The following is a 25596-nucleotide window of genomic DNA, read 5'->3' as shown; positions in this document are numbered from 1 at the left end:
GCGGAATGAGAGGATCCGGTCCGTCGGGCAGCTGAACGCGGACCGGAAGGGGCGGCTGTGGGACTGGCGGAGCTGGGGCTCACGACCCAGGAGGAGGCCGTCTACCAGGCCCTGGTCGCGGTGGAGTCCGCCACCGCGGCCGAGATCGCGCGGGCGGTGTCCGTGTCCGGTACGGACACCGCCCCCGTCCTGGACGCGCTGGCCGGCCGCGGTCTGGTCAGCCGCCGGCCGGACGGCTGCTACGTGTCCGCGCCGCCCGCCCTCGCGCTCGGCGCGGAACTGGCCGCCCGCCGCGAGAGCCTGCACCGCGCCGAACTCGCCGTCGCCGAACTGGTGGAGACGTACCGGACCGGCACCATGGGCCGGGCCCAGCGCGAACTGCTGGAGATCGTGACGGGGCGGGACGCGGTGAGCCGGCGCTACGTCCAGCTCCAGCTCTCCGCCCGGCGCAGCATAGACGTCCTCGTCACCGGGGACGCCCGGGTCGTCGGCGAGGAGACCACCGAGGAGTCGACGGCGATGGCGCGCGGCCTGCGGGCCCGCGCCGTCATCGACCGGAGCTTCCTGAGCGAGCCGCGCGCGGCCGACAACATCGACGAATCCCTCGGGCGCGGAATCCGGGTGCGGACGACCGAGGAGATTCCCCTCAAGCTGATCGTCTGCGACAACGAGGTGGCCATGCTGCCCATGTACCCGGGGGACGCCGGGGCCGACCCCAGCCTCGTCCTGCGCGGCGGCCCGGTGAACCTGGCACGGGCGCTCTTCGACTCCCTGTGGGAACACGCGCGCCCCTACGGCGAACCGCTCCACGGCATCGACGGCCTGGACACCCGCATCCTCCGGCTGCTGCTCGCCGGACTCACCGACACGGCCGTGGCCGGGCAGTTGGAGCTGTCGACCCGCACCGTGCAGCGGCGCATCCAGGCGCTCATGCAACGGGCCGGGGCCTCCACCCGGATCCAGCTGGGGTGGTACGCCCGGCACCACGGCTGGGCCTGATCCAGGACCGGGCCCGGCCGTGTCCCGCGACGGTCACCGGCCCACCGCGACCGGCTCGGCCCGCTCCGCCACCGCGGCACCCCGCCGCAGCAGGGCCGCGGCCAGCACCGCGCCCACCAGCAGCAGCGCGGCTCCCGCCACCGAGGCGTACTGCATGCTGTGCACGAAGGCGTCCCGGCCGATCGAGATCAGCGAGCCGTCACCGGTGGCCACCGCACCCGCCAGCGTCTTGCGGGCGTTCTCCGGCGCGGCGGCGGGCATGTCGGCGGTGTAGACGGCGGTGGCCACCGCGCCCAGCAGGGCCATGCCCGTCGCGCCGCCGAACTCCTGGCCGGTCTCCAGCAGCGAGGCCGCCGAACTCGCCCTGCGGGGCGGGGCGGTGGACAGCGCCAGGTCCGAGACGAGTGCCATCACGGTGACGATGCCGCAGCTCATCACGGCGCAGCCGACGAGCAGCAGCCACAGCGAGTCCGTACCGGTCAGGGCGAGGAGGGCGAAGCCCGCGGCGGCGATGACGAACCCGGCGCAGACGACCCGCCCGCGGTCGGTCCGCTGGGCGATCGCCGTGGCCGTCGGGGCCGCGGCGCCCACCGCCAGCGACGGGGCCAGGCTCCACAGCGCGGCCTCCAGCGTGCCCATGCCGAGCACCGACTGCAGGTACTGCGTGGTGAAGAACGAGGAACCCATCATCGCGAAGGCGGCCAGCGCATTGAGTCCGATCCCGGCCGCGAAGCGGCCGTCGCGGAAGAGGTCCCGGCTGATCATCGCGTCACCGCGGGTGCGCTGGCGGCGGACGAAGATCCACCCGACGAGCAGCCCGGCGGCGGCGATCAGGGTGTTCTCCGGGCCGATCCCGTGGGCGGCGGTCTCCTTGATCCCGTAGACGACGGGCAGTACGGCCCCCATCGACAGCGGCACGCTCAGGAAGTCGAACCGGCCCGGGGCGGGGTCCTTGTACTCCGGCACCAGCACCGGCACCAGGACCAGCAGCAGCACCATCGCGGGCACGTTGATCAGGAAGACCGAGCCCCACCAGAAGTGCTGGAGCATGACCCCGCTGAGCACCGAGCCGAGCGCGATCCCGCCGGCCATGGCACCCGACCAGATCCCGATGGCCCGGCCGCGCTGCCGCTCGTCGCGGAACATGTTCCGCACGAGACCCATGGTCGACGGCATCAGCGTCGCCCCGCCGACCCCGAGCAGGGCGCGGGCCGCGATCAGCATCCCGGGGCTGGTGGCGTACGCCGCGGCCACCGACGCGGCGCTGAACGCGACCGCGCCGAGCAGCAGCAGCCGACGTCGGCCGATCCGGTCGCCGAGCGATCCCATCGTGATGAGCAGTCCGGCCAGGGCGAAGGCGTACCCGTCGAAGATCCAGAGCTGCTGGGTGGCGCTGGGGGCGAGGTCCCGGTCGATGGCCGGAATCGCGAAGAAGAGGACGGAGACGTCCATCGAGACGAGGAGGAGGGGCAGCAGGAGGACCACGAAGGCGGTCCATTCCCGGCGGCCGGCGAGGTGACCGGGTTCGGAGGCGGTGCGCGTGGCGTGTGTCATGCCAAGGAATGTACGAGCGTTTAAAACGCTTGTCTAGTACGTCTGTGTAAAACGATCGTATGGATCGATGGGCGGCAAAACGCACTGGGCGGTCCACGTGTGTACGTGGACCGCCCAGTGCGTTGTCTGTGCGCCGCCAGGGACTCGAACCCCGGACCCGCTGATTAAGAGTCAGCTGCTCTAACCAACTGAGCTAGCGGCGCCTGCTGACTCGAAAATAATACCTGCTCCGGAGGGGTGCTGATGACACCGTGTGCAAAACGGTGCAAGAGTCCGCAAAGGGGTACGGATCAGAGTGCCAGCGACAGCAGTACCGGCGCAGCCCGCCGGTTCAGCGTGTCCGCCGCCGCGCGCAGCCGGTGCGCGTCCTCGATCGGCAGGGAGAGTGCCAGGCAGCCCGCCGACGATCCGGCCGTCAGTGGCACCGCCGCGCACACCGTGCCGATCGCGTACTCCTGGAGGTCGAGCACCGGGACCGTCGCCGGCTGGCTGTCCAGCTTGGAGAACAGGACCTTCTCGTTGGTGATCGTCCGCGAGGTGAGCCTGGGCGTCCGGTAGCGGGAGATGTGGTCGCGGCGCCCGTCGTGGTCGAGCTGCGCGAGCAGACACTTGCCGGCCGCCGAGGCGTGCGCGGCGGAACGGAAGTCCACCCACTCGTTGACCGCGGGGGTGAGCGGGCCGTCGGCGTACTGCATGACCCGGATCTCGCCGTCGACGTACCGGCTGAGGTAGACCGCCGCGCCGACCGAGTCGCGCAGCTGCGCCAGCGTGCGCTGGAGCCTGGCCTCCAGGGCCTGCCTGCGGGCCGCGCCGGAACCGAGGAGCAGCAGCGAGGAGCCGATGACGTACGCGCCATCGGTGATCTGCTCGACGTGGCCCTCGCGGCGCATGGTCAGCAGCAGGGGAGTGAGGTGTTCGGCGGGCAGTCCCGTCTCGCGCGAGATCCGGGCGGCCGGTACGCCGTCGTCGTGCGCGGAGATCGTTTCGAGGACACGGAGGGCGTACTGCACCGAATGGAACGGCGTGGTCGGTTCGGGCATCGGCGTCACGGTTTCCCCCTACCAGGTTGTGACCGCAAGCTCTGTCCACACGATAACCGCCAAGGGTCCTTCCGGGGGCGGCTGTTGACGAGCCGACGGGGCGCCCCGGCGCCATGGGCCGGGGCGCATTCGCAGGGCATGTGCCGAAGTCATTGGCGTTCGACAAAGAGCGAGGTCACAGCACCGCGTCGAGGAACTCGCGCGTGCGTTCGTGCTCCGGGTCGGAGAAGATTTTTTCCGGCGGCCCGGACTCGATCACCCGCCCGGAATCGAACATCAGCACCGTCTTCGAGACGTCCCGGGCGAAATTCATCTCGTGGGTCACGCAGAGCATGGTGATGTCGGTGTTCCTGGCGATCTCGCTCAGCAGCTCCAGCACCCCGGCCACCAGCTCCGGGTCGAGCGCCGACGTCACCTCGTCCAGCAGCAGGATCTCCGGCCGCATCGCCAGGGCGCGCGCGATCGCCACCCGCTGCTGCTGGCCGCCGGAGAGCTGGGAGGGGTGCGCGTCCACCTTCCCCGACAGGCCCACCAGGTCGAGCAGCTCCCGGGCGTGGCTCTCCGCCTCGTCGCGGTCCATGCCCAGCACGTTGACCGGGGCTTCGGTGATGTTCTGCAGCACCTTCATGTTGGGGAAGAGGTTGAACTGCTGGAAGACCATGCCGATCTTCTTCCGGGCCTCGCGCAGATGCTTCTCGGGTGCCGGTTTCAGCGAGCCGCCGGGCCCCCTGACGTGGGACAGCGGGGAGCCGTCCACCCAGATCACGCCGCCGCTGACCTTCTCCAGCGTCATCAGCAGCCGCAGGATGGTGGTCTTGCCCGAACCGCTGGGGCCGATCAGGGTGACGTGCTCGCCGCGCCGCACCGAGAAGTTCAGCCGGTCGAGGACGACGTGGTCGCCGTACCGCTTCACGACGTCGTCGAAACGGACCAGCGGACGGCCGGTCTCCGGCGCGGCGGCCGACACGGTCTCCGGCGCGGCGTCCGCGGGGGCCGCTGTCTTGCGCAGGGGGAGGGGTTCAGTGGCCAAGACGCTTCTCCAGCTTTCTCATCAGCAGCGAGGTGGGGTAGCTCGCGACCAGGAAGACCAGGCCGGCGAGCGTGAACGCCTCGGTGTACGCGAAGTGGTCGGCGCCGTACTTGCGGGCCTCGAAGACCATTTCCTGCACCGTGATCACGGCGAGGAACGGGGTCTCCTTGAACATCGAGATCGCGTAGTTGCCGAGGGCGGGCAGCACATTGCGCACCGCCTGCGGCAGGATCACGGCCTGCCAGGTCCGCCGGGGACCCATCGAGAGCGCCCGGCAGGCCTCCCACTGGCCCTTCGGCACGCTGTCGATCCCGGCGCGGTACACCTCGGAGGTGTACGCGGCGTAGTGGACGCCCAGCACCACGATGCCGACCGTCAGCGGCTCCACCGAGGTGAACAGGGCCGCCGCGCCGACCAGTTGGACGAGCAGCGGAGTGGACCTGACGAACTCCGTCACGGCCCGCACCGGCACCGTCACGAACCTGCTCGGGGCCCGTCCGGCGACCGCGACGGCCAGCCCGAGCACCGCGGCGACGAGCGTGCCGAGCACCGTCGCGAGCAGGGTGACCCGGAAGCCCTCCAGCAGCAGCGGCAGGGCGTCCCGGGCCGCGTTCCAGTCGAAACCGTTCACCGGGCACCTCCCGGAGCGGAGGCGACGGCCTCGGTGGCGCTGCGGCTGCGCAGCAGCGAGCCCGCCCCGGTGGACAGCCCGAGCCGCCGCTTGGCGCCGCGTTCCAGCAGATTCATCAGCAGGGTCAGGGCGTACGCCAGCACGAAGTAGACGGCCAGCAGGGTCACGTACGCGGTGAGCGTCTCACCGGTGCGGTCGCGCAGCTGCTGGACCACGGTCATCAGATCGGCCGCGGAGATCAGCCACAGCAGCGGGGTGCACTTCAGCAGCTGGATCAGCAGATTGGTGAAGGACGGGATCATCTGCACCCAGGCCTGCGGAAGGATCACCTTCCGCATCCGGTGCAGCGGCGACATGTTCAGCGCGACGGCCGCCTCGTACTGGCCGCGCGGCACGGAGCCGATCGCCCCGCGCACCACCTCGGCGCCGTACGCACCGTAGTTGAGGCCGAAGGCGACGACGCCGCAGAGCAGCGGATCCAGCTCGTACCCCGTCAGCGTCGGCATCGCGTAGTAGAGCCAGAACAACTGGATGTAGAGCGAGGTGCCGCGGAAGAACTCCACGACCACGCGCGACACTCCGCGCAGTACCAGCAGCCGGCTGATCGACATCAGACCGAGGGCGAACGACAGCAGGAGCGCGGCCAGCGCACCCAGCACGGTGGCTTCCAGGGTCACCCACAACCCCGAGCGCACCTGCGGGAGTTCGTCGAAGAAGGCGGAGAAGAAATCATTCATGCGGCGCGGCCCGTCCCCGTCAGCCCTTGCACAGATCGGCCGTCTTCAGCGTGGCCGGCGGGACCTCGGACGCCGAGAAGCCGTACTCCCGGAGCAGCTCCACATAGCGGGACCGGTCCGAGACGATCTTCTTCAGCTCGCGGTTGAAGGCGTCCCGCAGCTCCTCGTTCCCCTTGCGGAAGACGGCCCCGCCGGGGCTGTACTGCTTCGTGCCGTCGAGCTCCGGCAGGAACGCCTCGGTGACCTCGGTCTCCGGATTGGTCCTCGCCAGCCAGCGCAACGAGATCCCGGTGAGCAGGAACGCGTCGACCCGGCCGCCCTTGACCGCGTCGGCGCCGTCCTGCGGCTTCTGCAGCGTCTTGATCCGGTCCTCGGGGATGCCCGCCCCCTCGGCGTACGTGCCCTCGACGGCGCCCGACATCACGCCGACGGTGATCCCGGCGGCCTTCGCGGACGCCAGGTCGGTGACCTTCTTCGGGTTGCCCTTCTTCACCATCAGGGCGGTGGGCGAGATGAACTCGGGCTCGGAGAAGATGGCGTTGGCGCAGCGCTCGGGCGTGATCGCCATGCCGGCGCTGACCACGTCGTACTTGCCCGCCCGCAGCCCCGGGATCAGGCCGTCCCACTCGGAGAGGGTGGGCCTGAGTTCGTCGACGCCGAGCGCCTTGAAGATCTCCCGGTGCAGGGTGGGCGCCTCGCCCTTGAGCTGCTTGCCCTCCAGATAGCCGTACGGGGCCTCGTTGGCGTACGCCACCCGGACGAAGCCCTGCTTGCGGAGCTTGTCGAGCGCACCCGCACCGTCCGCGGCACCGGCGTCGGTCCTGCTGCACGCGGAGAGCAGCCCGGGGACGACGAGCAGGCCACCCACGGCCGCCGATCGGTTCAAGAAGCCCCGGCGGGACAGGTTCGGGAAGTCAGCCATGGTTCGCAATCTCCTGGAGGGATCGAACAGTCCGGACAGGGGAAGCGCCTGCCCGATCCCGTACGGCTATGCAGAAAGCGACCGCATGTGACCGAACGGTGACCGGGGCGTGACCTTCCCGTGTCTCCGTCGGTCGGTTCGGGTGACCGTCGCACGAGGCGTAACTCCCTGCCGACGAAGGGATGTGACGGAGCGGCAGATCCGTCGGTCCGTCACGGTCGGGCGGCGGTGCGGTGGGACGGTCCCGTCGGGGTCACTCGCCCGGTTCCGGGAAGGGGACGTACCCGCGCCGCTTGTCCACCACGTTCGGCAACCGGGCCCCGGACAGCCAGAGTTCGTACATCGCCACGAACTGCTCGCTCAGCCGGTCCCGCCAGCCCACCGCGTCCCCGCTCATGTGCGGCGACACGATCAGGTCCGGTACGTCCCAGAGCGGGCTCGTCGGACCCAGCGGCTCCTGCTCGAACACGTCCAGCGCCGCCCCCGCGATCCAGCGCTTGCGCAACGCGTCGGCCAGGTCCTCCTCGACGACCGTCGGCCCGCGCCCCACGTTGATGAAGCGGGCCGACGGCTGCATCAGCCCGAAGAACCGGGCGTCGAACAGGCCCCGGGTCGCCTCGGTCAGCGGCGCCGCGCAGATCACCCAGTCGGCCAGGGCCGCCAGCCGGTCCAGGTCCTCGGGGCCGTGAATGGTGCGCCGCGCGGTGCGGCCCACCAGCGCCACCTGGACCCCGAGGGGCATCAGCAGCCTGGCGATCTCCCGTCCGATCGGGCCCGCGCCGACGACGACCGCGCGGCTGTTCGCGAGCAGTCCGCTCTCCCGGTGGCGCCACTGCCGCCGCCGCTGGAGGTCCAGGGTGCCCGGGAGGTCCTTCGCGAACGCCAGCACCAGGCCCGTCACGTACTCGGCCACCGGCCGCTCGAAGATGCCCCGGGCGTTGGTCACCACCGTGTCGGAGGCGGTCAGCTCCGGGCACAGCAGCCGGTCCACGCCCGCGCTCGCCGTGTGCACCCACGCCGGGCGGGGCCCTTCGCCGGGCCAGGCGGCCCGTACCGCGTCGGAGGTGAAGTCCCACACCAGCAGCACATCGGCCTCCGGGAGCCGCGCGGCGAGCCCGGCCCCGTCGGTGTACCGGATGCGGGCCCGGCCGGTCAGCCGGCCGAGACGCGGTGACGGATCGGTGTCCAGGACGAGCAGGGTGGGCTCTGACATGAGAGACGGTCGCTCCGCTGCCTCTGGGATGGGCGGACGACCCACGCTCGCAGTCGCAACCCGCCCCGTCAACAGGTCGTGGTGGGGGTGACGGCGGATGGGGGAATACTGGGAGGAAATGGGGGAAAGGGGGTCGTGAGCGGCGCAGTGTGCCCCGACCCGTTCGGCCCGACCCGGTTCGGCCGGGGCAAGGGCGCGGGCGCGCGGGTACGGGCGCAGGCGCAGGAAGGCGGGAAGCATGGACATGACGACCCTCGGCTTTCTCTACCCGGGCCATTTCGCGGAGGACGACTTCCCGCGGATGGAGATCCTGCTCGACGCCGTCCGGCTCGTCGTGTACCGCACCGACGTCGAGGAGGACTCCTACGGGGTCGACGCGCTGGTGCGGACCGGTTCGCCCGAGCGCCTGGCCGCCGGGGTGGAGGAGCTCCGGCGCTCCGGTGTCGAGGCCGTCGTGTGGGCGAGCGCGGGCGGCAGCTTCCTCTACGGCTGGGAGGGCGCCCACGAACAGACCGCCGCCCTGGCCAAGGCCGTGGGCGTGCCCGCCTCCAGCGCCTCGTTCGGCTTCGCCCACGCGGCACGGGAGCTGGGCGCCGACCGGATCGCCGTCGCCTCCACCTACCCCGAGCGCATCACCGCCCTGCTCACCGACTTCCTCCGAGCCGCGGGCATCGAGGTGGCCGCCGCCCGTTCCGCCGCTCTCGGCTCGGCCGCCGAGGCCGCCGCCTGGGACCTGGGCCGGGTGAAGGAGCTCGCCGTCGCCGCCGACCGGCCGGAGGCGGACGCGGTGCTGCTGCCCGACACGGCGCTGCACACCGCAGGCCACGAGGCGGAGCTGGAGGAGGCCCTGGGCAAGCCCGTCCTCACCGGGAACCAGGTGACGGTCCGCGAAGGGCTGCGGCTGGCGGGCCGCCGCGCCTGGTCCCCGAGGCTGGGCAGGCTCTTCGCCGAACGGGAGGCACCCCCGGCCCCGGTGGCGACCTGGGGCGAGGGCCGCGCCTGGGCCCACAGCGGAAGGCACGGACACCGGGAAGGCGGACACCGGGAGGGCTGACCCGGGGCCCTTGAGCCCCTGCCTCGTGTCCTGGGCCCTGTGCCCCGGCCTTGCACGGGTGGCCTCGTGCGGGTGGCCCGACCGTGCGCCCGGCACGACCGCGCGCCCGGCCCGGCCACGCGTCCCGCCCGTGAACAGCTCCCCGCCCGGGAACAAGCCTCCGGGCGGGAATAACCGGAGACTCCCTCCCGTTCTGTTCTGCCGGACGTACGAGCAAGACGCGGGCGCATTACCGGAGAGGCCAGGACGTGGACGAGATTCGAGGCGACGAGATCCGTGGCAAGGCGGAGGGAACGGCCCCGGTGCCGCTCTCCGTACTCGATCTGGTGACCGTGGGACAGGGCCGTACCGCCACCCAGGCACTGCGCACCTCCGTGGACCTCGCACAGCTTGCCGAGCGCCGCGGATTCCACCGCTACTGGGTCGCCGAGCACCACTCCATGCCCGGTGTCGCCTCCTCCTCGCCCGCCGTGATCCTGGCCCACCTCGCCGCCCGCACCGAGCGCATCCGGCTCGGCTCCGGCGGTGTGATGCTGCCCAACCACGCGCCGCTCGTCATCGCCGAACAGTTCGGCACCCTGGAAGCCATGGCCCCCGGCCGCATCGACCTCGGCCTCGGCCGGGCCCCCGGCACCGACGGGGCGACGGCCGCCGCCCTGCGCCGTACCGACCGGCTGAACGAAGGGGCGGAAGACTTCCCGCAGCAGCTCGCGGAGCTGACCAGGTTCCTGGACGACGACTTCCCCGACGGCCACCCCTACGCCCGGGTCCACGCGGTCCCCGGCCCGGTCCAGGCCACGGCCGAGGGCGGCGTCCAGTCCCCGGCCCGGCCGCCAATCTGGCTGCTCGGCTCCTCCGGCTTCAGCGCCCGGCTGGCCGGTGCGCTCGGACTGCCCTTCGCCTTCGCCCACCACTTCTCGGCGCAGAACACGGTGCCCGCCCTCGACCTGTACCGGGAGTCGTTCCGGCCGTCCGCGGTGCTCGACGCCCCGTACGCCCTGATCGGCGTCGCGGCCCTGGCCGCCGACGACGAGCGCGAGGCCCGCCGCCAGGTGCTCTCCGGGGCGCTGTCCATGGTCCGCCTGCGCACCGGCCGCCCCGGCCTGGTCCCGACACCCGAGGAGGCGGAGGCGTACGCCTTCACCCCGTTGGAGCGCGAGTTCGTCGACGGCTGGCTGGCCAACATCGTCCACGGCACCGCGGACGAGGTCCGCGGCGGTCTCGACGCCCTGGCCAAGCGCACCGGCGCCGACGAACTGATGATCACCGCCAACGCCCACAGCGGGGAGGCCCGGCTGCGCAGCTACGAGCTGATCGCGGACGCGTACGGACTGCCCACGACGGCCTGACCTGCGCGAGCTGACGCCCCGCACACCCGGGGCGCCCCGCTTTCCTTACGCCGCCCGCTTTCCGTACGCGGCTCGTTCCCGTGCACGGCACTGCCCCGGAGTGTTCAGGCGGGAAGTTTCCCGCTGCCGATCAGCTCGGCGATCCGCTCCGGGGCCACCGCGCGCGAGTACAACCAGCCCTGCCCGGTGTCGCAGCCGATCCTGCGCAGCCGCTCCGCCTGCCCGGCCGTCTCCACGCACTCCGCGGTGACGGTCAGGCCCAGACGGTGCGCCAGCTGCACCATCGCCTCGACGATCGTCTCGTCGGCCGGGCTCGGGTGGGCGCCGTCGTCGTAGCGGAAGCCGCGGACGAACGAGCCGTCCAGCTTCAGCACGGAGACCGGGAGGCGGCTCAGATAGGCGAGGTTCGAGTAGCCGGTGCCGAAGTCGTCGATGGCGATGCGCACGCCCATGGCGCTGAGCGACTGGAGGGCCTGGAGCGGCCGGCCTGCCGAGCCCATCACCGCGGACTCGGTCAGCTCCAGTTGCAGCAGCGCCGGATCGAGACCGGTCTCGGCGAGGATCTCCGCGACATCGGTGACCAGGTCGGAGTCCCAGACCTGGCGCACGGCGACATTGACGCTGATGAACAGCGGCGGTTCGTCCGGGTGGTCGAGCTGCCAGCGCCGGGCCTGGCGGCAGGCGGACCGGAGCACCCACCGGCCGAGCTGGACGATCGAGCCGTCCTCCTCGGCGATCGTCACGAACCGGTTCGGCGAGAGCATGCCGAACTGCGGATGGTTCCAGCGCACCAGCGCCTCCACCCCGCGCACCACTCCGTCGGCCATGCCGACCAGCGGCTGGTACTCGATGGTGAACTCGCCGCGCTCCACGGCGGGCCGCAGATTCGAGGAGAGCGTCTGCCGGGTCATCCGGTGGGCGTTGCGTTCCGGGTCGAAGACCGTCCAGCGGGCCTTGCCGTCCGCCTTCGCCCAGTACAGCGTGGTGTCGGCGTCCTGCATCAGACCGGTGGCCGAGGTCCCGGCCACCGGGCGCTCCACCACCCCGATCGACGCGGACACGGAGAGCCGCTGCCCGGCCAGGTCGAAGGGCTGCTGGATCGCGAGGAGCACCGCGCGGGCCAGGTCGGTGAGCTGCTGCGTGCCCGCGGAGTCCTCGACCAGGATCGCGAACTCGTCGCCGCCCAGCCGGGCCACGAGGTGCGAGCCGGGGCGGTGCGGGCCGTCCTGCGCCGCGCAGTCGGTGAGCCGCGCGGCGACGGCGGCGAGCAGCCGGTCGCCGACCCGGTGGCCCATCGTGTCGTTGACGGCCTTGAAACCGTCCAGATCCAGGTAGCAGAGCCCGACCCGGCCGCTCTCCGAGTCGGTTCCCTCGTCCTGGTGCGAGGGATTCTCCAGGACGGCGGTGAGCCGTTCGAAGAACAGCGTCCGGTTGGGCAGCCGGGTCACTGGGTCGTGCATCTGGAGATGGCGCAGCCGTTTCTGCAGCTCGCGCCGGTCGCTGATGTCCGAGACGGAGAGCAGCACCTGTCCGCCGCCCTCCGCGCCCGCACGCTCCCCGGTCCCCGCTCCGGCTTCCGCCTCCGCCCCTGCCCCCGTCCCCGTTCCGTTCTCCGGGGCCGGCATCGGTACGACGGTGACCTCGGCCCACAGTGGGCGGCCGTCGGGGTGCTTGAGTTGGTGGGTGCGGCGGAACCGCGAGCGCCGGCCGTGCAGCACCTCGCGGTACGCGTGCCAGGTACGGCCGTCCGCCGCCAGGTCGAGCAGATCGGCCGCGGACTGGTTGGCCAGCGCCGCGGCGGGGTGGCCGAGGAGGTTGCCGAGGGCGTCGTTGGCGGTGACGACCAGACCCTCGTGGTCGACCACGGCCATCGGGAGCGCGGCGGCCCGGAACGCCGCCCGGTAGCCGTGCGGCTCGGAGCCGCCCCCGACGGGGGGCCACGACTCGTTACGTTCCGTGGTCGTCGGCCCCGCGGAACAGGGGGGCGTGCCCGTCGGGGGCCTCGGCCCTTCGGACGTTCCGCTCACCGTTCGCTCCCGCCGTGCAGTTCTGTCCTGAACAGGTGTGGCCGGACTGGCCCGCCGCGCGGATCGCCTTGAAGGGAGGCGGAAACCGCACGGGAAAGCCTGGTGAAGCATAGAGGCAGGGGGGTCGGCCGTTCCAGCGCCCGACCCTTCCACGCCCCGCGTACGCCTCGCATGGGTCATTCGCGCGCCGATCCGATTTGCCCGTAACTGATCTTTTCTGAGTACTTCCGTACTTCAGTGATGCCCTGATGATCGATCGTGACTGTCCGTGAAGGCTGAGGGGTTGATCGGTGGCTGACTCGACTGGGGCAGCCCAACAGGACGGAAGACCTGAATCAACACAGGGTGGGTGCGTGATCACATCTCGTACCCGGAGGTAGACGTGCCGCGTCAGCGCAGGACCGGGAGAGTGGAGCGGTCGCGTCAGCGCAGGAACGGGGGAGCGAAGCGGTCGAGTCCGTGCAGGGCCGGAGGAGTGGAGCGACCGAGTCTGCGCGGTGTGGGCGCGGCCCTGACCTCTCTTCTGGCGCTCGCTGCCACCTCCCTCGTCGCCGGGCCCGCCGTGGCGGCCACCGGTGAGGCGGGTCCGTGCGCCCTGCCGCGCACCGAGGCGCACCACTCGCTCGGCGTGAGCGACTGGAACGACGCCTACCCCCGTCCCGACCACCCCCTCGACGCGGTCATGGTCTTCCTGTCCTTCCCGGACCACCGCCCCACCGTCACCCCCGCCGAACTCGCCGCCGACCACTTCCCCGCCACCAGCCAGTTCTTCCAGCGCGCCTCGTACGGGAAGTTCACCCTGCGCCCGCACCCGCTGCGGCAGTGGATCCGGATGCCCGAGGCGTCCGACCGGTACGGCATACGGCGCGACTGGGACAACGGCCGACGCGGCGCCTATCTGCGCGACGCCGTCGCCGCGGCCGATCCACAGGTCGACTTCTCCCGCTACACCGTCGTCTACCTGGTCGCCGACCCGGACGCCCCGGGCGTCGACTCCGACGCGACCAAGGTCGTCAACTTCCACGAGCCGCTGCGCGCCGACGGCACGGACATCCGGCGCGTCGTCACCGTCTTCGAGCAGCACCCGCCGGACCGCAATGTGCTGGCGCACGAGACCGGTCACGTCTTCGACCTGCCGGACCTCTACCACCGGCCGGCCGACGGCAGGGGTGACTGGGACACCTACGTCGGCGACTGGGACGTGATGGGCAGCCAGTTCGGACTCGCGCCGGACTTCTTCGGCTGGCACAAGTGGAAGCTGGGCTGGCTGGACCGCAGGCAGGTGGTCTGCGTCCAGAGCAGCCGGGACATCACCCTGGAGTCGATGGCGGCCGTGCCCGTCCCGGGCGCCTCCCTCGGCACCCGGCTCGCGGTGATCAGGACCGGCGAGGACAGTGCCGTCGCCATCGAGGCCCGCAGCTCCACCGGCAACGACGGCGCGACCTGTGCCGAGGGCGTCCTGCTCTACCGGGTGCGCAGCAAGATCCCGTCCGGGGGTGGTCCGGTGCAGGTCATCGACACCCACCCCGGCACCGACGGCTGCGGGGACCGATCGGTCTACGCCCCGCTCGCGGACGCCCCGCTGCGGGTCGGCGAGACGTACAGCATCCCCGGCGGGCACACCAGGATCGAGGTCGCCGACCGGACCCCGTCGGGCGCCTGGACCGTCCGGATCACCACCGGTGCCTGAAGGCTGTCCCCGCACCTTCCCCGCACACGAAGAAGCCCCCCTCGCTTTCGCGAGGAGGGCTTCTCCCGTCTGTGCGCCGCCAGGGACTCGAACCCCGGACCCGCTGATTAAGAGTCAGCTGCTCTAACCAACTGAGCTAGCGGCGCCTGCTGACGTTGTAGACCTTAGCATCCTGATCGGCGGGAGGAAAAATCGGTTTCCGAGCCGCCGCGGAGGGCGTCGACCTGGTCACCCGCACACAGGCCCAGAGCAGTACGTCGGGGCCGGGAAGCCAGGGGGTACGGGTGTCGGGGGCGACCACCCAGCGGGGGCCGGAAGCGGTGGGCGCGCAGGTCAGGGCCGGAACGGTCACCGCGTCCCCGGTGCCGTGGCAGAGCAGCGGCGGAATCTTTCCGTCGCTGCCGTCACCGTCGCCGTCGGCTCCCTCGGCCTGCTCGGCGTCCTCGTCGTCCCGCAGCTGCGGGTCCATGAGCGTCCGCGGCTCGGGGCCACTGCCCCACTCCTCCCAGTCGAGCAGCGACGGCAGCCGCTGGGCGGTGCCGGGGGAGGCGAACAACAGCATCCGCCCGCGGTGCGTGGCGACGGGTCCGGATCCCGGGCCGTCGGACCACAGGTGCTCCAGCATCCGGCGCCCGAAGAGGGTGGGCACGTTCACCACGTCGAAGGCCGAGCCGCACGGAAGCACTCCGGGCGAGGACGGATGGGCCTCCCACTGGGCCAGCGTGCTGCGCGGATAGGCGGCGGCCCCGGCGAGCCAGGCGGCCCCGGCTGCCGTGACCTGGGACGTCTGGTGCGCGGTCCGGTGGGGTGCAACGGTGAGGACGCCGGCGTCGTAGCGAGGGGCGTCGCCGTACCGGGAGGTGGTGTCGTCTGGCAGCCATGCGGTCATGCGCCCATGTCTACCCGGGGTGATCAAGTGGATTCCGAGAGTTGCCGGAAACCGGGACAGGGCGGGGTGGCAAGGAGTATCTTGCGCGCGGGCATATGCCAGTGGTCGTACCCGGAGCCGGTACCCGGGGTCAGGAGCGGGTCCCCGGGGGCAGGGAGACGGCCCGGCGCGAGGATCCGTGCCCGGGGTCAGGAGACGGCCCCGCCCAGCAGGCCCCGGCCGAACTCGACCATCTTCCTGGCGTAGTCCTCGGTCCACTCCGCGCGCTCCGCGATGTCCGCCGTCGTCAGCCGGTCGAACCGGCTCGGATCGGCGAGCCGGGCGGCGGCGATCGCCTGGAACTCGACCGCGCGGTCGGTCGCGGCACGGAACGCCAGGGTCAGCTCGGTGGCCCGGGACAGCAGCTCCTTCGGGTCGTCCATCGACTCCAGGTCGAAGAAGTGCTCGGGATCGGCGACGGCCGCCGACGGCTCGAAGAGCAGGGGTGCCGGACGCATCCGCTGCCGCTCGTTCCGCTCGGGCTGTGGCATGTGGTGTTCCCTTCCTCGATGGGCCGGACGGCCACCTTCCATTCTCCAACGCCCCGCAAGCGGGCCCGGTTCACGGCAGGAACCGGGCCCGCCCGGTCCGGGCATCGGTCCGCGCGCCACCCCTCAGATGCGGAGGCCGTCGGCGACGGTGGAGACCGCGGTGCTGAGAATGCCGTCGAAGGCGTCGAGGACGGGGGTCTGCACGTAGGTGCTCTGCATCCGGATGCGGTCGGGACCGCTCGAAGTGTCGCGGCGCGCCCGGCGGAGATCGGCGAAGCCGAGTTCGAGACCGGTGTCGCCGAACGCGGCTTCGACGCTTCCGGGCTCGGGCGATGCCAGCGGGGTGTGGTCGACGGTGAAACCGAAGGGCGTTTTCTCGTCGCGGTGCATTTCGGCGGTGCGTCCGGTGACGCTGGTCAGTCCGAGGGCGAAGTAGTCGTCGCCGAGGGCTCTGCTCAGGTGCTGTCCCATCGGGAGCCCCGTCAGATGGCCGTTGAAGGAGATCGGCGTCTTCTGGATGTGGGCATTGTGCGCCGCCAGTACGACGCGGGCCCCGGGGCCGAGGCGATCGAGGTGCCACTGGACCGATCCGGCCATGTAGATGTCGCGGGCCGAGGTGTCGGCGGTCAGGCCGTTTCCGGCGAAGAGGCCGGCCATGGCGCGGAAGGTGTGGTCGGCGTGGCAGGCACCTTCGAGGCGGCGCAGGGCGACGTCGTAGCCGTGCTGGTCCCCCCGGGAGACGTACAGCGGTTCCAGCGCGCGGAACCGGATGAGCAGGCGGGCCAGGGTCGCGCTGAGGGCGTCCTGCTCGGCGGGGTCCAGCCGCGCCCACGCGGGTGCGGCCACGGCCCCGGAATTACCGGCGAACGTTTCGGCGATCCGCATCGCCGAAACGAGCATCGGCAGGGTCTCGGGATCGACCGCGCGCAGGTAGTCGGCGAGGGGGACGAGTGCCGGGAGCAGGGACCCGCCCGCTGCCGGGATGTCGATTCCGGCGAAGCACACCGGCGTCGAGGCGGTGCGATTGTGTCGGCGTATCCAGCGCAGGGGCCCGTCGATCCCGACGGGGACCGCTGTGGCGAGGTGGGCCGAGAGGTCCTGGTCGGCGCCCTCGCCCCGGGCCCAGGCGTCGAGGGGGAAGCCTTCGCTGAAGCCGTACTCGAAGGCCAGGACGGTGAATCCGCAGCGTTCGACCAGGAACCTCAGGATGCGTCTGCGGGCGAGGTCGAACTCGCTGATGAAGTGGGAGTGTTCGCCGATCGCGACGACGCGGGCGCCGCCGATGACGTCGCGCAGCGGCTCCAGGTCGTCGAGCGGCGCCGCGGGGTCGAGGTGACTGAGCGGGACGGCGTGGTCGTGGAGCCAGTCGGTGAACGGATTGCGGTACGGAGCGGACATGCCGGCGGCTCGATTCAGAGGTGTGGGGGATTCTGCGGTGCGGAGACTCGGGCGGATCGCCGAGGCGCCTCACCGGCGGCGGATCGCCGACGGTGAATCACTGATGGCGGATCACCGCTGGGGGAGTGCGGACGCCGCCTCTTCCAGGTCGTCGACGCTGCCGGACATGATGGTGCGGATGTGGCGGGTGATGTGCTCGACGGGCCAGTCCCACCAGGCGACGGCGAGGAGCCGGGCGACGGTCTCCTCGTCGTGGCGGGTACGGATGAGGCGGGCCGGGTTGCCGCCGACGATGCCGTAGTCGGGCACGTCGGAGGTGACGACGGAACCGGCGCCGATGATCGCGCCGTGCCCGATCCGTACGCCCGGCATCACCATGGAGTTGTAGCCGAACCAGACGTCGTTGCCGACGACGGTGTCGCCCCGGCCCGGCAGTCCGGTCAACAGGTCGAAGTGCTCGGCCCAGGAGCCGCCCATGGAGGGGAACGGGAAGGTGGACGGACCGTCCATCCGGTGGTTGGCCCCGTTCATGATGAACCGCACGCCGGTCCCCAGCGCGCAGAACTTCCCGATGACGAGCTTCTCCGGGCCGTAGTGGTAGAGCACGTTGCGGGTCTCGAACGCGGTCGGGTCGTCCGGGTCGTCGTAGTAGGAGTACTCCCCGACCTCGATCAGCTCGGACTTCACCAGGGGCTTCAGCAGCACCACCCTGGGCTGTCCGGGCATCGGGTGAAGGATCGTCGGGTCGGCGGGGTCGAGCACGGGGTGAATCCTTTTCGATTGCTGGTCGGCGCCCGGTCCGTGGCGCTGCAGGTCGGTTCGTCGATGGTCGCGGCCCGAGCCGGTGTCGGCAAGCACACGATGCCCGGCTCACGGCCGCCAGGACACCCGGTGCTCCGCGAGATGCGCCAGTACCGCGTGGTTCGCCTCCCAGCCGTCCGGGAACTTCACCGTGACGCCCAACTGCACCGGCTCCGTGGACGGATGCTCGTCCAGCAGCTCCGTGACGCCCGCCCGGCACACCACGATGCAGGCGTGCCGGTGGCGGGAGGCAAGTACGCAGAGGCGGCCCGTCTCCAGGTGGAAGGCCGTGGCGTCGGGGCGGCCGGACAGGGGGTGCAGGACCACCGTGACGTCGAACTCGCGGCCCTGGAGCCGGTTCGCCGTGTCCACCGCGACACCGGTCACGCCCAGCTCCGCGAGCGCCGCCCGGACCGCCGCCGCCTGGTCGCGGTGGGCGGTGCCGACCGCGATCCGGTCCGCCGTCACCGGCACCGGGTCCGGCGAGCGCTCGCTCGTCGCCGCGCCGCCCCGGTCCAGGAGCCGGCGGACCACCAGGGCCACCGCCCGCACCGCCTCCGGGTCGGTGCGCGGCGTGTGCCTGGCCGGGAGTTCGAGCAGGCCCCAGCCGGACTCGGCGGCCTCGTCCAGCACCCGGTCCGGGGCCGAACCGTCCGACGCCGTGCCGAACGACAGCCGCCGGTCGCCGTGGCCCGTGCCGCTGCGGAACGGGGTGTACGGGTAGAACGCGTCCGAGACCAGCTGCGCGGCGGACGCGGGCAGCCGCCAGGACACCGGCAGCCGGTGCTGCGGCAGTTGGGGATTGTGCGCGAGCAGGGTGGAGACCGCACTCGCGGACGGGTCGTACGAGAGCCCCGCCCACTGGTCCGCGCCCACGATCGAGAACGGGTCCAACTGCCCCGGGTCGCCGACGAACAGCGCCCGCTCGAAGAGGCCGGCGACGGCCAGCAACGCGTCCGAACGCATCTGGTACGCCTCGTCGACGATCGCGTGCCCCCACGGCTCGACGTTCTTCACGTGCGCCCACTTGGCGGCCGTCGAGATGACCACGTCGAGCCCGGCCAGCTCGGCCGCCTTCGCCGACTTCCGTACGTTGGCCAGACCGTCCAGCACCTTGTCGTACGGGTCGGAGTCGTTGCTGTGCAGCCGGCCCACCGGCAGCCCCGGGTCCTTCTCCGCCAGCCGCACCACCAGGTCGTCGACCTGGGCGTTGGTCTGCGCGACCACCATCAACGGATGCCCGGCCGCCGCGAGTTCGAGCGCGGCGCGCACCACGAGCGTCGACTTGCCCGCGCCCGGCGGGGAGTCCACCACGATGCCGCGCGACGTACCGTCGAGGGTGTCGGCGAGGATCGCCTCGGTCGCCCGCGCGGCTCGGGCACCCGGGTCGAAAACATCCGTCACAGCAGGTCCTCCGCAGTCACCGGGTCGGGATGCTCGGCATGTCCGGCCGCCGCGCCCGGCGGACCGCCGTGCGTCCAGGGCGTCTCCTCCGGGTCCGGCAGCTTCGGGCCGCCGCGCTGGTCGTGCTCGAACAGGGTCCAGGCGATCCGGTCGCCCGGCTCGGGCACCGAACCCGGGGCCGGTTCCTTGCTCCGGCCCATCCGGTCGAGGACGCGCAGCACCAGCCACGGCGCACCCCCGTCCTCCGGTTCGGCGTACGCCACGAACTCGGCGGTCTGCGGCCTGCCGTCCAGCGAGCGGTACACCTTGGTGCGCTCGCCCAGATGCGGCCGCTCGTCCGTGCGGACCGTGACCAGCGGGCGCGGGGACGGGCGCTTGGACTCGCTGTACGCCATCACCACCTCCGTCACCTCACCGACGAACGCCTCCCCGGCCAGCCGCCGCCCGGCCAGCACCAGCGGATCGTCCAACGCCTCCTGGGCCTCCAACTGGGCCTGCGCCGTCTCCCGCGAGGCCAGCTTCTGCGCCGCCGTCACCGCGTCGTCCCGGCGCGGCTGCGGCGGCTCGCCGGAGCGCACCCGGTCCCGGTGGCCGGTGAACGACCAGCGGTCCCTGGTCCAGCGCTCCTCGACCCTGGACCCCTCGGGCAGCCCCTTCAGCAGATCGAGCCCCCGCCACACCGCGTCCCACGTCGGCCGCATCACCCCGGCCAGCAACGCCCTGATCTCCCGCTCGGCGGCGGTCACCCCGGCGAGCAGGGCATCGGCGGCGAGACCGTCCTCGGCCGCCGCGAGCGCGGTGCGGGCCCGGTCGTACCGCTCGATGGCGGGCGCCAGCAGCCGGTTGTCGAACGCCGGGTCCGTGGCCGGACCGGCCGGCGGGCACCACAACTGGCCCTCGCCGTCCCGCTCCAGCTCCGCACGGAGCGCCGCCGACGCCCCCGAGCCGCCCACCGGGACGTCGATCCAGGCGAGCAGCGCGCCCAGGTGCTGGTCCTCCAGGCTGCTCTGCCCGGTCGCCCAGTGCCGGTTCAGCAGATCGGTCGCGGCGAGCAGCAGGGAGGAACCGGGCACCCGGGCCCGCTCCCCGTAATGCGTCAGCCAGCGGCCCAGCAGCGGAACCCGGGCGGGCGCGGGGTACGGCGCGTCGGGGTCGTCCTCGGCCGTGCGCCGGAACCGCATGGAACGGCCCAGCAGCCGTACGAACTCGATGCCCGCCCGGCTCGGCACGATCAACTGCGGCGCGTCCGCGCACAGCTCGACCTCGACCCGGACCTTCTTCCCGGTCGCCGGATCGGTCTCGTTGCGCTCGGTCGGCTCGACGACGTCCTCGTACGCCTCGATGTGCGGCAGCACCGCCTCGGCCAGCTCGGCGAGGAACGCGAACCGCAGGTCCCGGTCGCGCGGTTGCGGGACCGCCAGCAGCCGGGGCGCCTCCCGGTCCGTCCCGACGAGCGCACCCAGCGGGGCACCGGCCTCGCCGGCCGTGGTCAGCGGGACCAGGACGAGCGGCCGGTCGGTCAGACGGCGGTGCCGGACCGTCGCCAACGGCTGCGCACGGCCGCTCTCCACGGCCTCCATCCGGGCCAGGGTGCTGATCAGCGACATGCCGCACCGCCCTCCAGTGCCTCGGCACGCAGGGCCGCCGCCCGCCGCAGGGCCGCGACCGTCGGGTCCGCCGGGTCGCCCTCCTTGCCCGCGGCGGCGGCCAGCACCGCCCCCACCGTGGTCAGCCCGCCCAGCTCACCGCGCACGCTCCGCCCCAGCGCCTCCACCGCACCGGCCTGCCGGGCCTTCTCCCGGCAGTGGAAGGCCAGCTCGCAGGCGGCCAGGCACTCCGGGGCGTACGCCGCGTCGACCGACGCGACCGCGGCGTCCAACTGCTGCCGGGGACACCCCGGATCGAAGGTGGTGCCCTCGGGCAGGGCCGCCGCGATGTCCTCCAGCCGGGTCAGCCGGGTCAGCTGACGCCGGGTGACCGCACGCTGCTTGCGCACGTCGACGACCGAGGCGGTGGGCAGGTTGGAGAAGTCCTTCGGGCAGACCAGCAGCACCCGGTGGCCGACCTCGGCACCCCCGGTCAGCTCCGCGATCCGCTCCAGCGCCAGGACGTAGACGGCGGACTGCCGGGCCGCGGCACCGACCTTCGCCGCGTCGGCGGAGCCGTCGAGCATCGGGAAGGACTTGATCTCGATGACCGTCCAGGTGCCGTCCGGATGCACCGCCACCGCGTCCGGCTCCAGATAGGCGGGGGAGCCCGCCACGTCCAGGGCCAGCATCGGGTGGTCCAGCAGCGCCCAGCCGCCCGCCCCGGTCGCCTCGCGCAGCGCCAGGGCCGTACGCGCGGCGCGGCCCTCGGGACCGGCCGCCGTCAGATCGGGCACCAGGACCTCGCGCGGCTCCCCGGCACCGCCGCCCAGCCGCTCGTACAGCAGCCGCATCAGCTCCGCGCCGCCGTCGCCCTTGACCTTGGCCTCGAAGGCGTTGCCCCGGACGAAGGCGAACTGCGACTGGCCGAAGGGCGCCGGTGAGCCGAGCGCCGCGGCCAGCGCGCCCTTGTCCACCCCCGCACCGTCCAGCAGGGCGCGGCGTCTGCAACCGGGGTTGGCGGCGAGGGCGGCCAGCGCGCGGGCGTCCAGCGGGCGCGGTGCCACGTCCGGGCCCCGCAGGTCAGCGAGCCGCCGCCGGAGCGTCGCCGCCCGCTGCTCCCGCTCCCGCGGGGGTGCCGGGGGAGGTCCGGGACGCACGACCGGCCGGGGGGTCTGCGTCGGCCGGTGCCGCGGCGTCGGTGGAGTCTGCGGAGGAGGTCCGCTGGCCGGGGATTCGCTCACCCGCGGAAGTGTTGCATCCGGCACTGACAATCGGGGACTTGGCGGTCGGGGCGATTCGCGGGAACCGGGCCCCGATCCGCTCCCCGACCCGGTCCGCGAGACGCATCACGGGCCGGGCCAGCAGGGCCCCGATCCCCATCACGGCGGCGCCCGCGACCGCGTCGAGCAGATAGTGGTTGGCCGTTCCCATCACCACGAACGTGGTGATCAGCGGGTAGGCGACGCCCACGGCCCGCAGATACGGGTTCCTGCAGTGGCGCCACAGCAGGATTCCGCACCAGAGCGACCAGCCGACGTGCAGGCTCGGCATCGCCGCGTACTGGTTGGTCATCCCGCCCATGCCGCGCGGGGCGCTCGCCTCGGCGCCCCACCAGCCGTAGGAGCTGTACTGCGCCATCGTGTCGACGAAGCCGTACTTCGCCTCCAGCAGCCGGGGCGGGCAGGTCGGCATCAGCGTGAAACCGATCAGGCCGAACATCGTGGAGGTCATCAGCCAGGTGCGGGCCCTGCGGTACACCTCCTGGCGGCGGCGGAACAGCCAGACCAGGACGGCCGGGGTGACCAGGTAGTGCAGGGACGCGTACGCGAAGTCGGAGGGTATGCCTATGGAGGGGTGGGCGGTGAGCAGCCGGTTGAGCGGGTGCTCGGCGTTGAGGTGGAAGGCCTTCTCCAGGCGCAGGATGGCCAGGCCGTTGTCGATGGCCGTGGACACGTCGCCGCGGGCCACCAGCCGGCCCCCCGAATAGGCCGCGTACACCAGGACCAGCAGCGACAGCTCGGTCCACCAACGGGGCCGCGGGCGCGCCACGGGCGCGGTGCTGGCATGCTGCATCCGGAAGCTCTCCATCATGTGTTCGGGCGGCCGACGGCGGGCGTTCAACCGTACGGTGCGGGTCGGTCGCGACTCCCCCGGGGGTCCCGGTGGGGCCCCGTGTGCACGGATTCCTCCGTGACCGGTGGGACGTCGGTTCGGCCCCGGAGGTTGCCTCGCGATCACGTGCGCGATGATGGGAGAGCCGGACGGCCATTCTGTCGTGATCTCCGGCCCCGCACCTCGGTTTCAGGGAGAGCCGTCATGGCACCGCGTATCCTGCTCGCCCGGCACGGCCAGACGGAGTGGTCCGTCAAGGGCAATCACACCGGCAGGACGGACATCCCGCTCCTCGACACCGGCCGCACCGGAGCCAAGCTCCTCGGCGAGCGGCTGCACCGCGGACCGTGGGCGGACATCCCGCACCTGGAGGTCCGCACCAGTCCGCTGCTGCGGGCCAGCGAGACCTGCTCCCTCGCCGGGTTCGGGGACCGGGCCGAGCCGTGGGACGCGCTGCTGGAGTGGGACTACGGGGCGTACGAGGGGATGACCCCGGCCGAGATCCGGGCGATCCGGCCCGACTGGTTCATCTGGCGCGACGGGGTCCCGGAGGGCGAGACCCCGGCCGAGCTGTCCGCCCGCGCCGACGAGATCGTCGAGTGGGCCCGGTCCGCCGACCGCGACGTGCTGGTCTTCGCCCACGGGCACATCCTGCGGGCGCTGGGCGCCCGGTGGCTCGGCGAGGACGTGTCGTTCGCGGCGCGCATCCGGCTCGACCCGACGTCCCTGTCGGTACTGGGATGGGCGTACGGGGCGCCCGCGCTGGAACGCTGGAACGACACGGGCCACCTGGAGCGGTAGCCCACCACCCGGGCCGCCGGGGCCACGGACGCGGGCGCGGATACAGGTACGGGCGAGGACGGCAGGGCCGACGGAACGGGGCCCGGCCCTGCGCGCCGGGCTCCGCCACGTCCGGGCTCCGTCACTTCCGTACGCAGCTCACGTCCGCGTGCTGCTCACGTCCTCGTGCCCGTTCACATCCGCTTGCCCCGTTCACGTCCGCGTGCCCGCTCATGCCCGCGTGCCGCTCACGCCTTCGTGCTCATGTCCGCGTGCCGCTCCAGGAACCCCTGTACCTCCCGTGCGTCCCGCCGCGGCCTCAGTACCGTCACCGACTCGGCCAGCATCGCCCGGATGCGGGTCGACCGGACGCGGTCCAGCAGGTCGAGTACCCGGTGGCCCTCCGTCGCCGCCTCCGCCACCCGGCCCGCGCGGGCGAGGTCCCAGGTCAGCTCGGCCCGGTACAGCGCCAGGTTCCGGGTGAAGTGCGGGTCCTGGAGCCGCACCGCGCGCCGTGCGTGGCGGGCCGCCCGCGACCACTCGCCCAGCATCGACCAGCACTGCGCCTCCAGCATCTCCAGCTCCGCCTCCCGGAAGAAGCTCATCCACTCCGGATCGGCGTCGGACCGGCCGCGCCCGAACGCGGTGTGCGCCCGGCCGATCGCCCGCTCGCAGCCGGTGCGGTCGCCGAGCCCCGCCCGGCCCCCGGCCTCCCGCAGCGCGAGCAGCGCCAGCAGCCGGGGCGAGCCCAGGGGCTGCGCCGCCCGCTGCCCGGCCTCCGCCGCGCGGACCGACTCCCGGGGCCGCCCCGTGTCCCGGGCCAGGAACGAGGCGTTGCAGAACGCGTGCGCCTCCAGCGCCGCGTCGCCCGCCACCCGTGCCGTGGCCAGCGCCTCCGCGTAGTGCGAGCGGGCGTCCTCGAAGCGGCCCGAGTCATGGGCCAGCCAGCCCACCGAGATGGCCAGTTCGCCCGCCCCGGCGTGCAGCCGGCCGACGGTGGCACGCTTGGCGGCGGCGCCGGAGTCGAGCAGCGCGTACGCGGCCCGCAGCGGCTGCGACGCCCTGCGGTACAGGCCGTCGCCGCCGTGCCGGTCGTCGAGCAGCCGGATCTGCCGGACCGCCTTCTCGACGGCGCTCACCTCGGCCTCGCCGACCCGGCGCGGATCGGGCCGGTCGGCAGCGGCGGAGGTGCCGCCGAGGCCGAGGGTCGCGGTCGCCATCGTGGCGGTGCCGCTCGTCATGAACATGCGACGCAGCACGTCGCTCTCCTCGTCGGTGTCGCGGTGGGGCGCGGTGGGCGCCGGGATGTCGGCGGCGGCCCGCGCCGCCCGGCCGCGTACGGTCTCACGCGGCGAGAAGCCCAGGTCCGCCAGGGTCGTGCCGGGGAACATGTGCAGGAAGACCCGCTCGTACGCGTAGTTGGGGCAGCGGATCTCCCCGGACTCCACGCGTCCGATGTACCGGGCGTCGCACGCGACCCGTTCGCCGATCTCGCGGGCGGCCCTGCGTACCGCGGCGGCGAACTCCCCGGCGGAGCGCGGTCCGCGCAGCCGCCGGAAGGTGAGGTTGGGAACTGCTCCTGTCGACACCATGGACCGGAACCTCTCTTCTGCAGCCGGAGTTCCCGCTTCTGGCGTCCCGCTCGTGGGCTCCCGGCGGAGCAAGAACGTACCTGCTGTGACAAACCCCACACAGGGCGTTTGCGGGCAAAGCTGGCATCTCACCCCTGATTTGCCATGAACTGCCACCCTTTGCGGCGGCGTGGCACCGTAGCCCTTGACGCATTCGGGGCGTTGGTTCATGCGGAGACGGAATCCGGCTCCGCCCGGCGATGAGAGGAGAGGTCC

The 25596-nt window shown here is 72.5% G+C and carries 22 protein-coding genes and 2 tRNA genes; 5 read left to right on the top strand and 19 right to left on the bottom strand.

Features of this window, described 5'->3' with window-relative positions; translation table 11 throughout:
* Window positions 1-57 precede the first annotated feature (57 nt).
* Window positions 58-999: a helix-turn-helix domain-containing protein gene (locus tag ACWCXX_RS06750; protein WP_451125034.1), complete on the top strand. Its 942-nt coding sequence runs from the start codon at window positions 58-60 to the stop codon at window positions 997-999.
* Between the two features lie 33 nt (window positions 1000-1032).
* Here the strand turns inward: ACWCXX_RS06750 and ACWCXX_RS06745 are convergent, their stop codons facing one another.
* The 8 genes from ACWCXX_RS06745 to ACWCXX_RS06710 form a co-directional block, all read right to left on the bottom strand.
* Window positions 1033-2553 carry an MFS transporter gene (locus ACWCXX_RS06745; protein WP_451125032.1) on the bottom strand — a complete coding sequence of 507 codons (1521 nt, stop codon included), beginning with the start codon at window positions 2551-2553 and terminating at the stop codon, window positions 1033-1035.
* Between the two features lie 129 nt (window positions 2554-2682).
* Window positions 2683-2756: transfer RNA gene (locus ACWCXX_RS06740), tRNA-Lys, on the bottom strand.
* Between the two features lie 87 nt (window positions 2757-2843).
* The gene (locus tag ACWCXX_RS06735; protein ID WP_451125030.1) at window positions 2844-3602 is read right to left on the bottom strand and encodes an IclR family transcriptional regulator; all 759 of its coding nucleotides are present in this window, start codon (window positions 3600-3602) and stop codon (window positions 2844-2846) included.
* A gap of 166 nt (window positions 3603-3768) precedes the next feature.
* Window positions 3769-4623: an ectoine/hydroxyectoine ABC transporter ATP-binding protein EhuA gene (ehuA, locus tag ACWCXX_RS06730; protein WP_451125028.1), complete on the bottom strand. Its 855-nt coding sequence runs from the start codon at window positions 4621-4623 to the stop codon at window positions 3769-3771.
* On the bottom strand, window positions 4613-5254 hold the full coding sequence (ehuD, locus tag ACWCXX_RS06725) for an ectoine/hydroxyectoine ABC transporter permease subunit EhuD (protein ID WP_451125026.1): 642 nt from the start codon (window positions 5252-5254) through the stop codon (window positions 4613-4615). Before ehuD ends, ehuA begins: the two co-directional genes overlap by 11 nt.
* Window positions 5251-5991 (bottom strand): ectoine/hydroxyectoine ABC transporter permease subunit EhuC, encoded by a 741-nt coding sequence (gene ehuC / locus ACWCXX_RS06720; protein ID WP_451125024.1) that lies wholly within the window; start codon window positions 5989-5991, stop codon window positions 5251-5253. The genes ehuD and ehuC overlap by 4 nt, the downstream gene beginning before the upstream one ends.
* 19 nt (window positions 5992-6010) lie before the next feature.
* A complete protein-coding gene (gene ehuB, locus ACWCXX_RS06715) occupies window positions 6011-6913 on the bottom strand; it encodes an ectoine/hydroxyectoine ABC transporter substrate-binding protein EhuB (protein WP_451125022.1) in 903 nt (300 codons plus the stop codon).
* Window positions 6914-7166: 253 nt separating this feature from the next.
* Window positions 7167-8126: a D-2-hydroxyacid dehydrogenase gene (locus tag ACWCXX_RS06710; protein ID WP_451125020.1), complete on the bottom strand. Its 960-nt coding sequence runs from the start codon at window positions 8124-8126 to the stop codon at window positions 7167-7169.
* A 244-nt stretch (window positions 8127-8370) separates the two neighbouring features.
* Between ACWCXX_RS06710 and ACWCXX_RS06705 the strand changes: the two genes are divergently transcribed.
* Both ACWCXX_RS06705 and ACWCXX_RS06700 read left to right on the top strand, forming a co-directional pair.
* Window positions 8371-9180 (top strand): maleate cis-trans isomerase family protein, encoded by an 810-nt coding sequence (locus tag ACWCXX_RS06705; protein WP_451125354.1) that lies wholly within the window; start codon window positions 8371-8373, stop codon window positions 9178-9180.
* Between the two features lie 248 nt (window positions 9181-9428).
* Window positions 9429-10529: an LLM class flavin-dependent oxidoreductase gene (locus ACWCXX_RS06700; protein ID WP_451125018.1), complete on the top strand. Its 1101-nt coding sequence runs from the start codon at window positions 9429-9431 to the stop codon at window positions 10527-10529.
* Between the two features lie 104 nt (window positions 10530-10633).
* Here the strand turns inward: ACWCXX_RS06700 and ACWCXX_RS06695 are convergent, their stop codons facing one another.
* Window positions 10634-12556, bottom strand: a complete 1923-nt coding sequence (locus ACWCXX_RS06695) for a putative bifunctional diguanylate cyclase/phosphodiesterase (protein WP_451125016.1) — start codon at window positions 12554-12556, stop codon at window positions 10634-10636.
* Window positions 12557-13031: 475 nt separating this feature from the next.
* On the opposite strand from ACWCXX_RS06695, the gene ACWCXX_RS06690 reads away from it, so the two are divergent.
* Entirely contained in the window at window positions 13032-14246 is a 1215-nt protein-coding gene (locus tag ACWCXX_RS06690; RefSeq protein WP_451125014.1) for a M6 family metalloprotease domain-containing protein, read from the top strand.
* 72 nt (window positions 14247-14318) lie between these two features.
* Here ACWCXX_RS06690 and ACWCXX_RS06685 read toward each other — a convergent pair.
* The 9 genes from ACWCXX_RS06685 to ACWCXX_RS06645 all read right to left on the bottom strand — a co-directional run bounded on the left by ACWCXX_RS06685 (window position 14319) and on the right by ACWCXX_RS06645 (window position 22930).
* A tRNA-Lys gene (locus ACWCXX_RS06685) sits at window positions 14319-14392 on the bottom strand.
* Window positions 14383-15135, bottom strand: a complete 753-nt coding sequence (locus tag ACWCXX_RS06680) for a hypothetical protein (protein WP_451125012.1) — start codon at window positions 15133-15135, stop codon at window positions 14383-14385. The genes ACWCXX_RS06685 and ACWCXX_RS06680 overlap by 10 nt, the downstream gene beginning before the upstream one ends.
* 188 nt (window positions 15136-15323) lie before the next feature.
* Window positions 15324-15665, bottom strand: a complete 342-nt coding sequence (locus tag ACWCXX_RS06675) for a hypothetical protein (protein ID WP_451125010.1) — start codon at window positions 15663-15665, stop codon at window positions 15324-15326.
* Window positions 15666-15788: 123 nt separating this feature from the next.
* Complete coding sequence (locus ACWCXX_RS06670) at window positions 15789-17063, bottom strand: erythromycin esterase family protein (protein WP_451125008.1); 1275 nt, start codon at window positions 17061-17063, stop codon at window positions 15789-15791.
* A 111-nt stretch (window positions 17064-17174) separates the two neighbouring features.
* Window positions 17175-17789: a CatB-related O-acetyltransferase gene (locus tag ACWCXX_RS06665; protein WP_451125352.1), complete on the bottom strand. Its 615-nt coding sequence runs from the start codon at window positions 17787-17789 to the stop codon at window positions 17175-17177.
* Between the two features lie 144 nt (window positions 17790-17933).
* A complete protein-coding gene (locus ACWCXX_RS06660) occupies window positions 17934-19268 on the bottom strand; it encodes an AAA domain-containing protein (protein WP_451125006.1) in 1335 nt (444 codons plus the stop codon).
* On the bottom strand, window positions 19265-20875 hold the full coding sequence (locus ACWCXX_RS06655) for a hypothetical protein (RefSeq protein ID WP_451125004.1): 1611 nt from the start codon (window positions 20873-20875) through the stop codon (window positions 19265-19267). Before ACWCXX_RS06655 ends, ACWCXX_RS06660 begins: the two co-directional genes overlap by 4 nt.
* Window positions 20866-22014: a hypothetical protein gene (locus ACWCXX_RS06650; protein WP_451125002.1), complete on the bottom strand. Its 1149-nt coding sequence runs from the start codon at window positions 22012-22014 to the stop codon at window positions 20866-20868. Before ACWCXX_RS06650 ends, ACWCXX_RS06655 begins: the two co-directional genes overlap by 10 nt.
* On the bottom strand, window positions 21938-22930 hold the full coding sequence (locus tag ACWCXX_RS06645) for a phosphatase PAP2 family protein (RefSeq protein WP_451125001.1): 993 nt from the start codon (window positions 22928-22930) through the stop codon (window positions 21938-21940). The genes ACWCXX_RS06650 and ACWCXX_RS06645 overlap by 77 nt, the downstream gene beginning before the upstream one ends.
* A 243-nt stretch (window positions 22931-23173) precedes the next feature.
* On the opposite strand from ACWCXX_RS06645, the gene ACWCXX_RS06640 reads away from it, so the two are divergent.
* On the top strand, window positions 23174-23770 hold the full coding sequence (locus tag ACWCXX_RS06640) for a histidine phosphatase family protein (RefSeq protein ID WP_451124999.1): 597 nt from the start codon (window positions 23174-23176) through the stop codon (window positions 23768-23770).
* Window positions 23771-23997: 227 nt separating this feature from the next.
* On the opposite strand, the gene ACWCXX_RS06635 is transcribed toward ACWCXX_RS06640, so the two are convergent.
* Entirely contained in the window at window positions 23998-25341 is a 1344-nt protein-coding gene (locus ACWCXX_RS06635) for a tetratricopeptide repeat protein (RefSeq protein WP_451124997.1), read from the bottom strand.
* Window positions 25342-25596: the final 255 nt, after the last annotated feature.

It is taken from the genome of Streptomyces sp. NPDC001732, assembly GCF_053596315.1.
The sequence above is the reverse complement of the archived record's forward strand: the minus strand, read 5'-3'. Positions and strand labels throughout refer to the sequence as shown.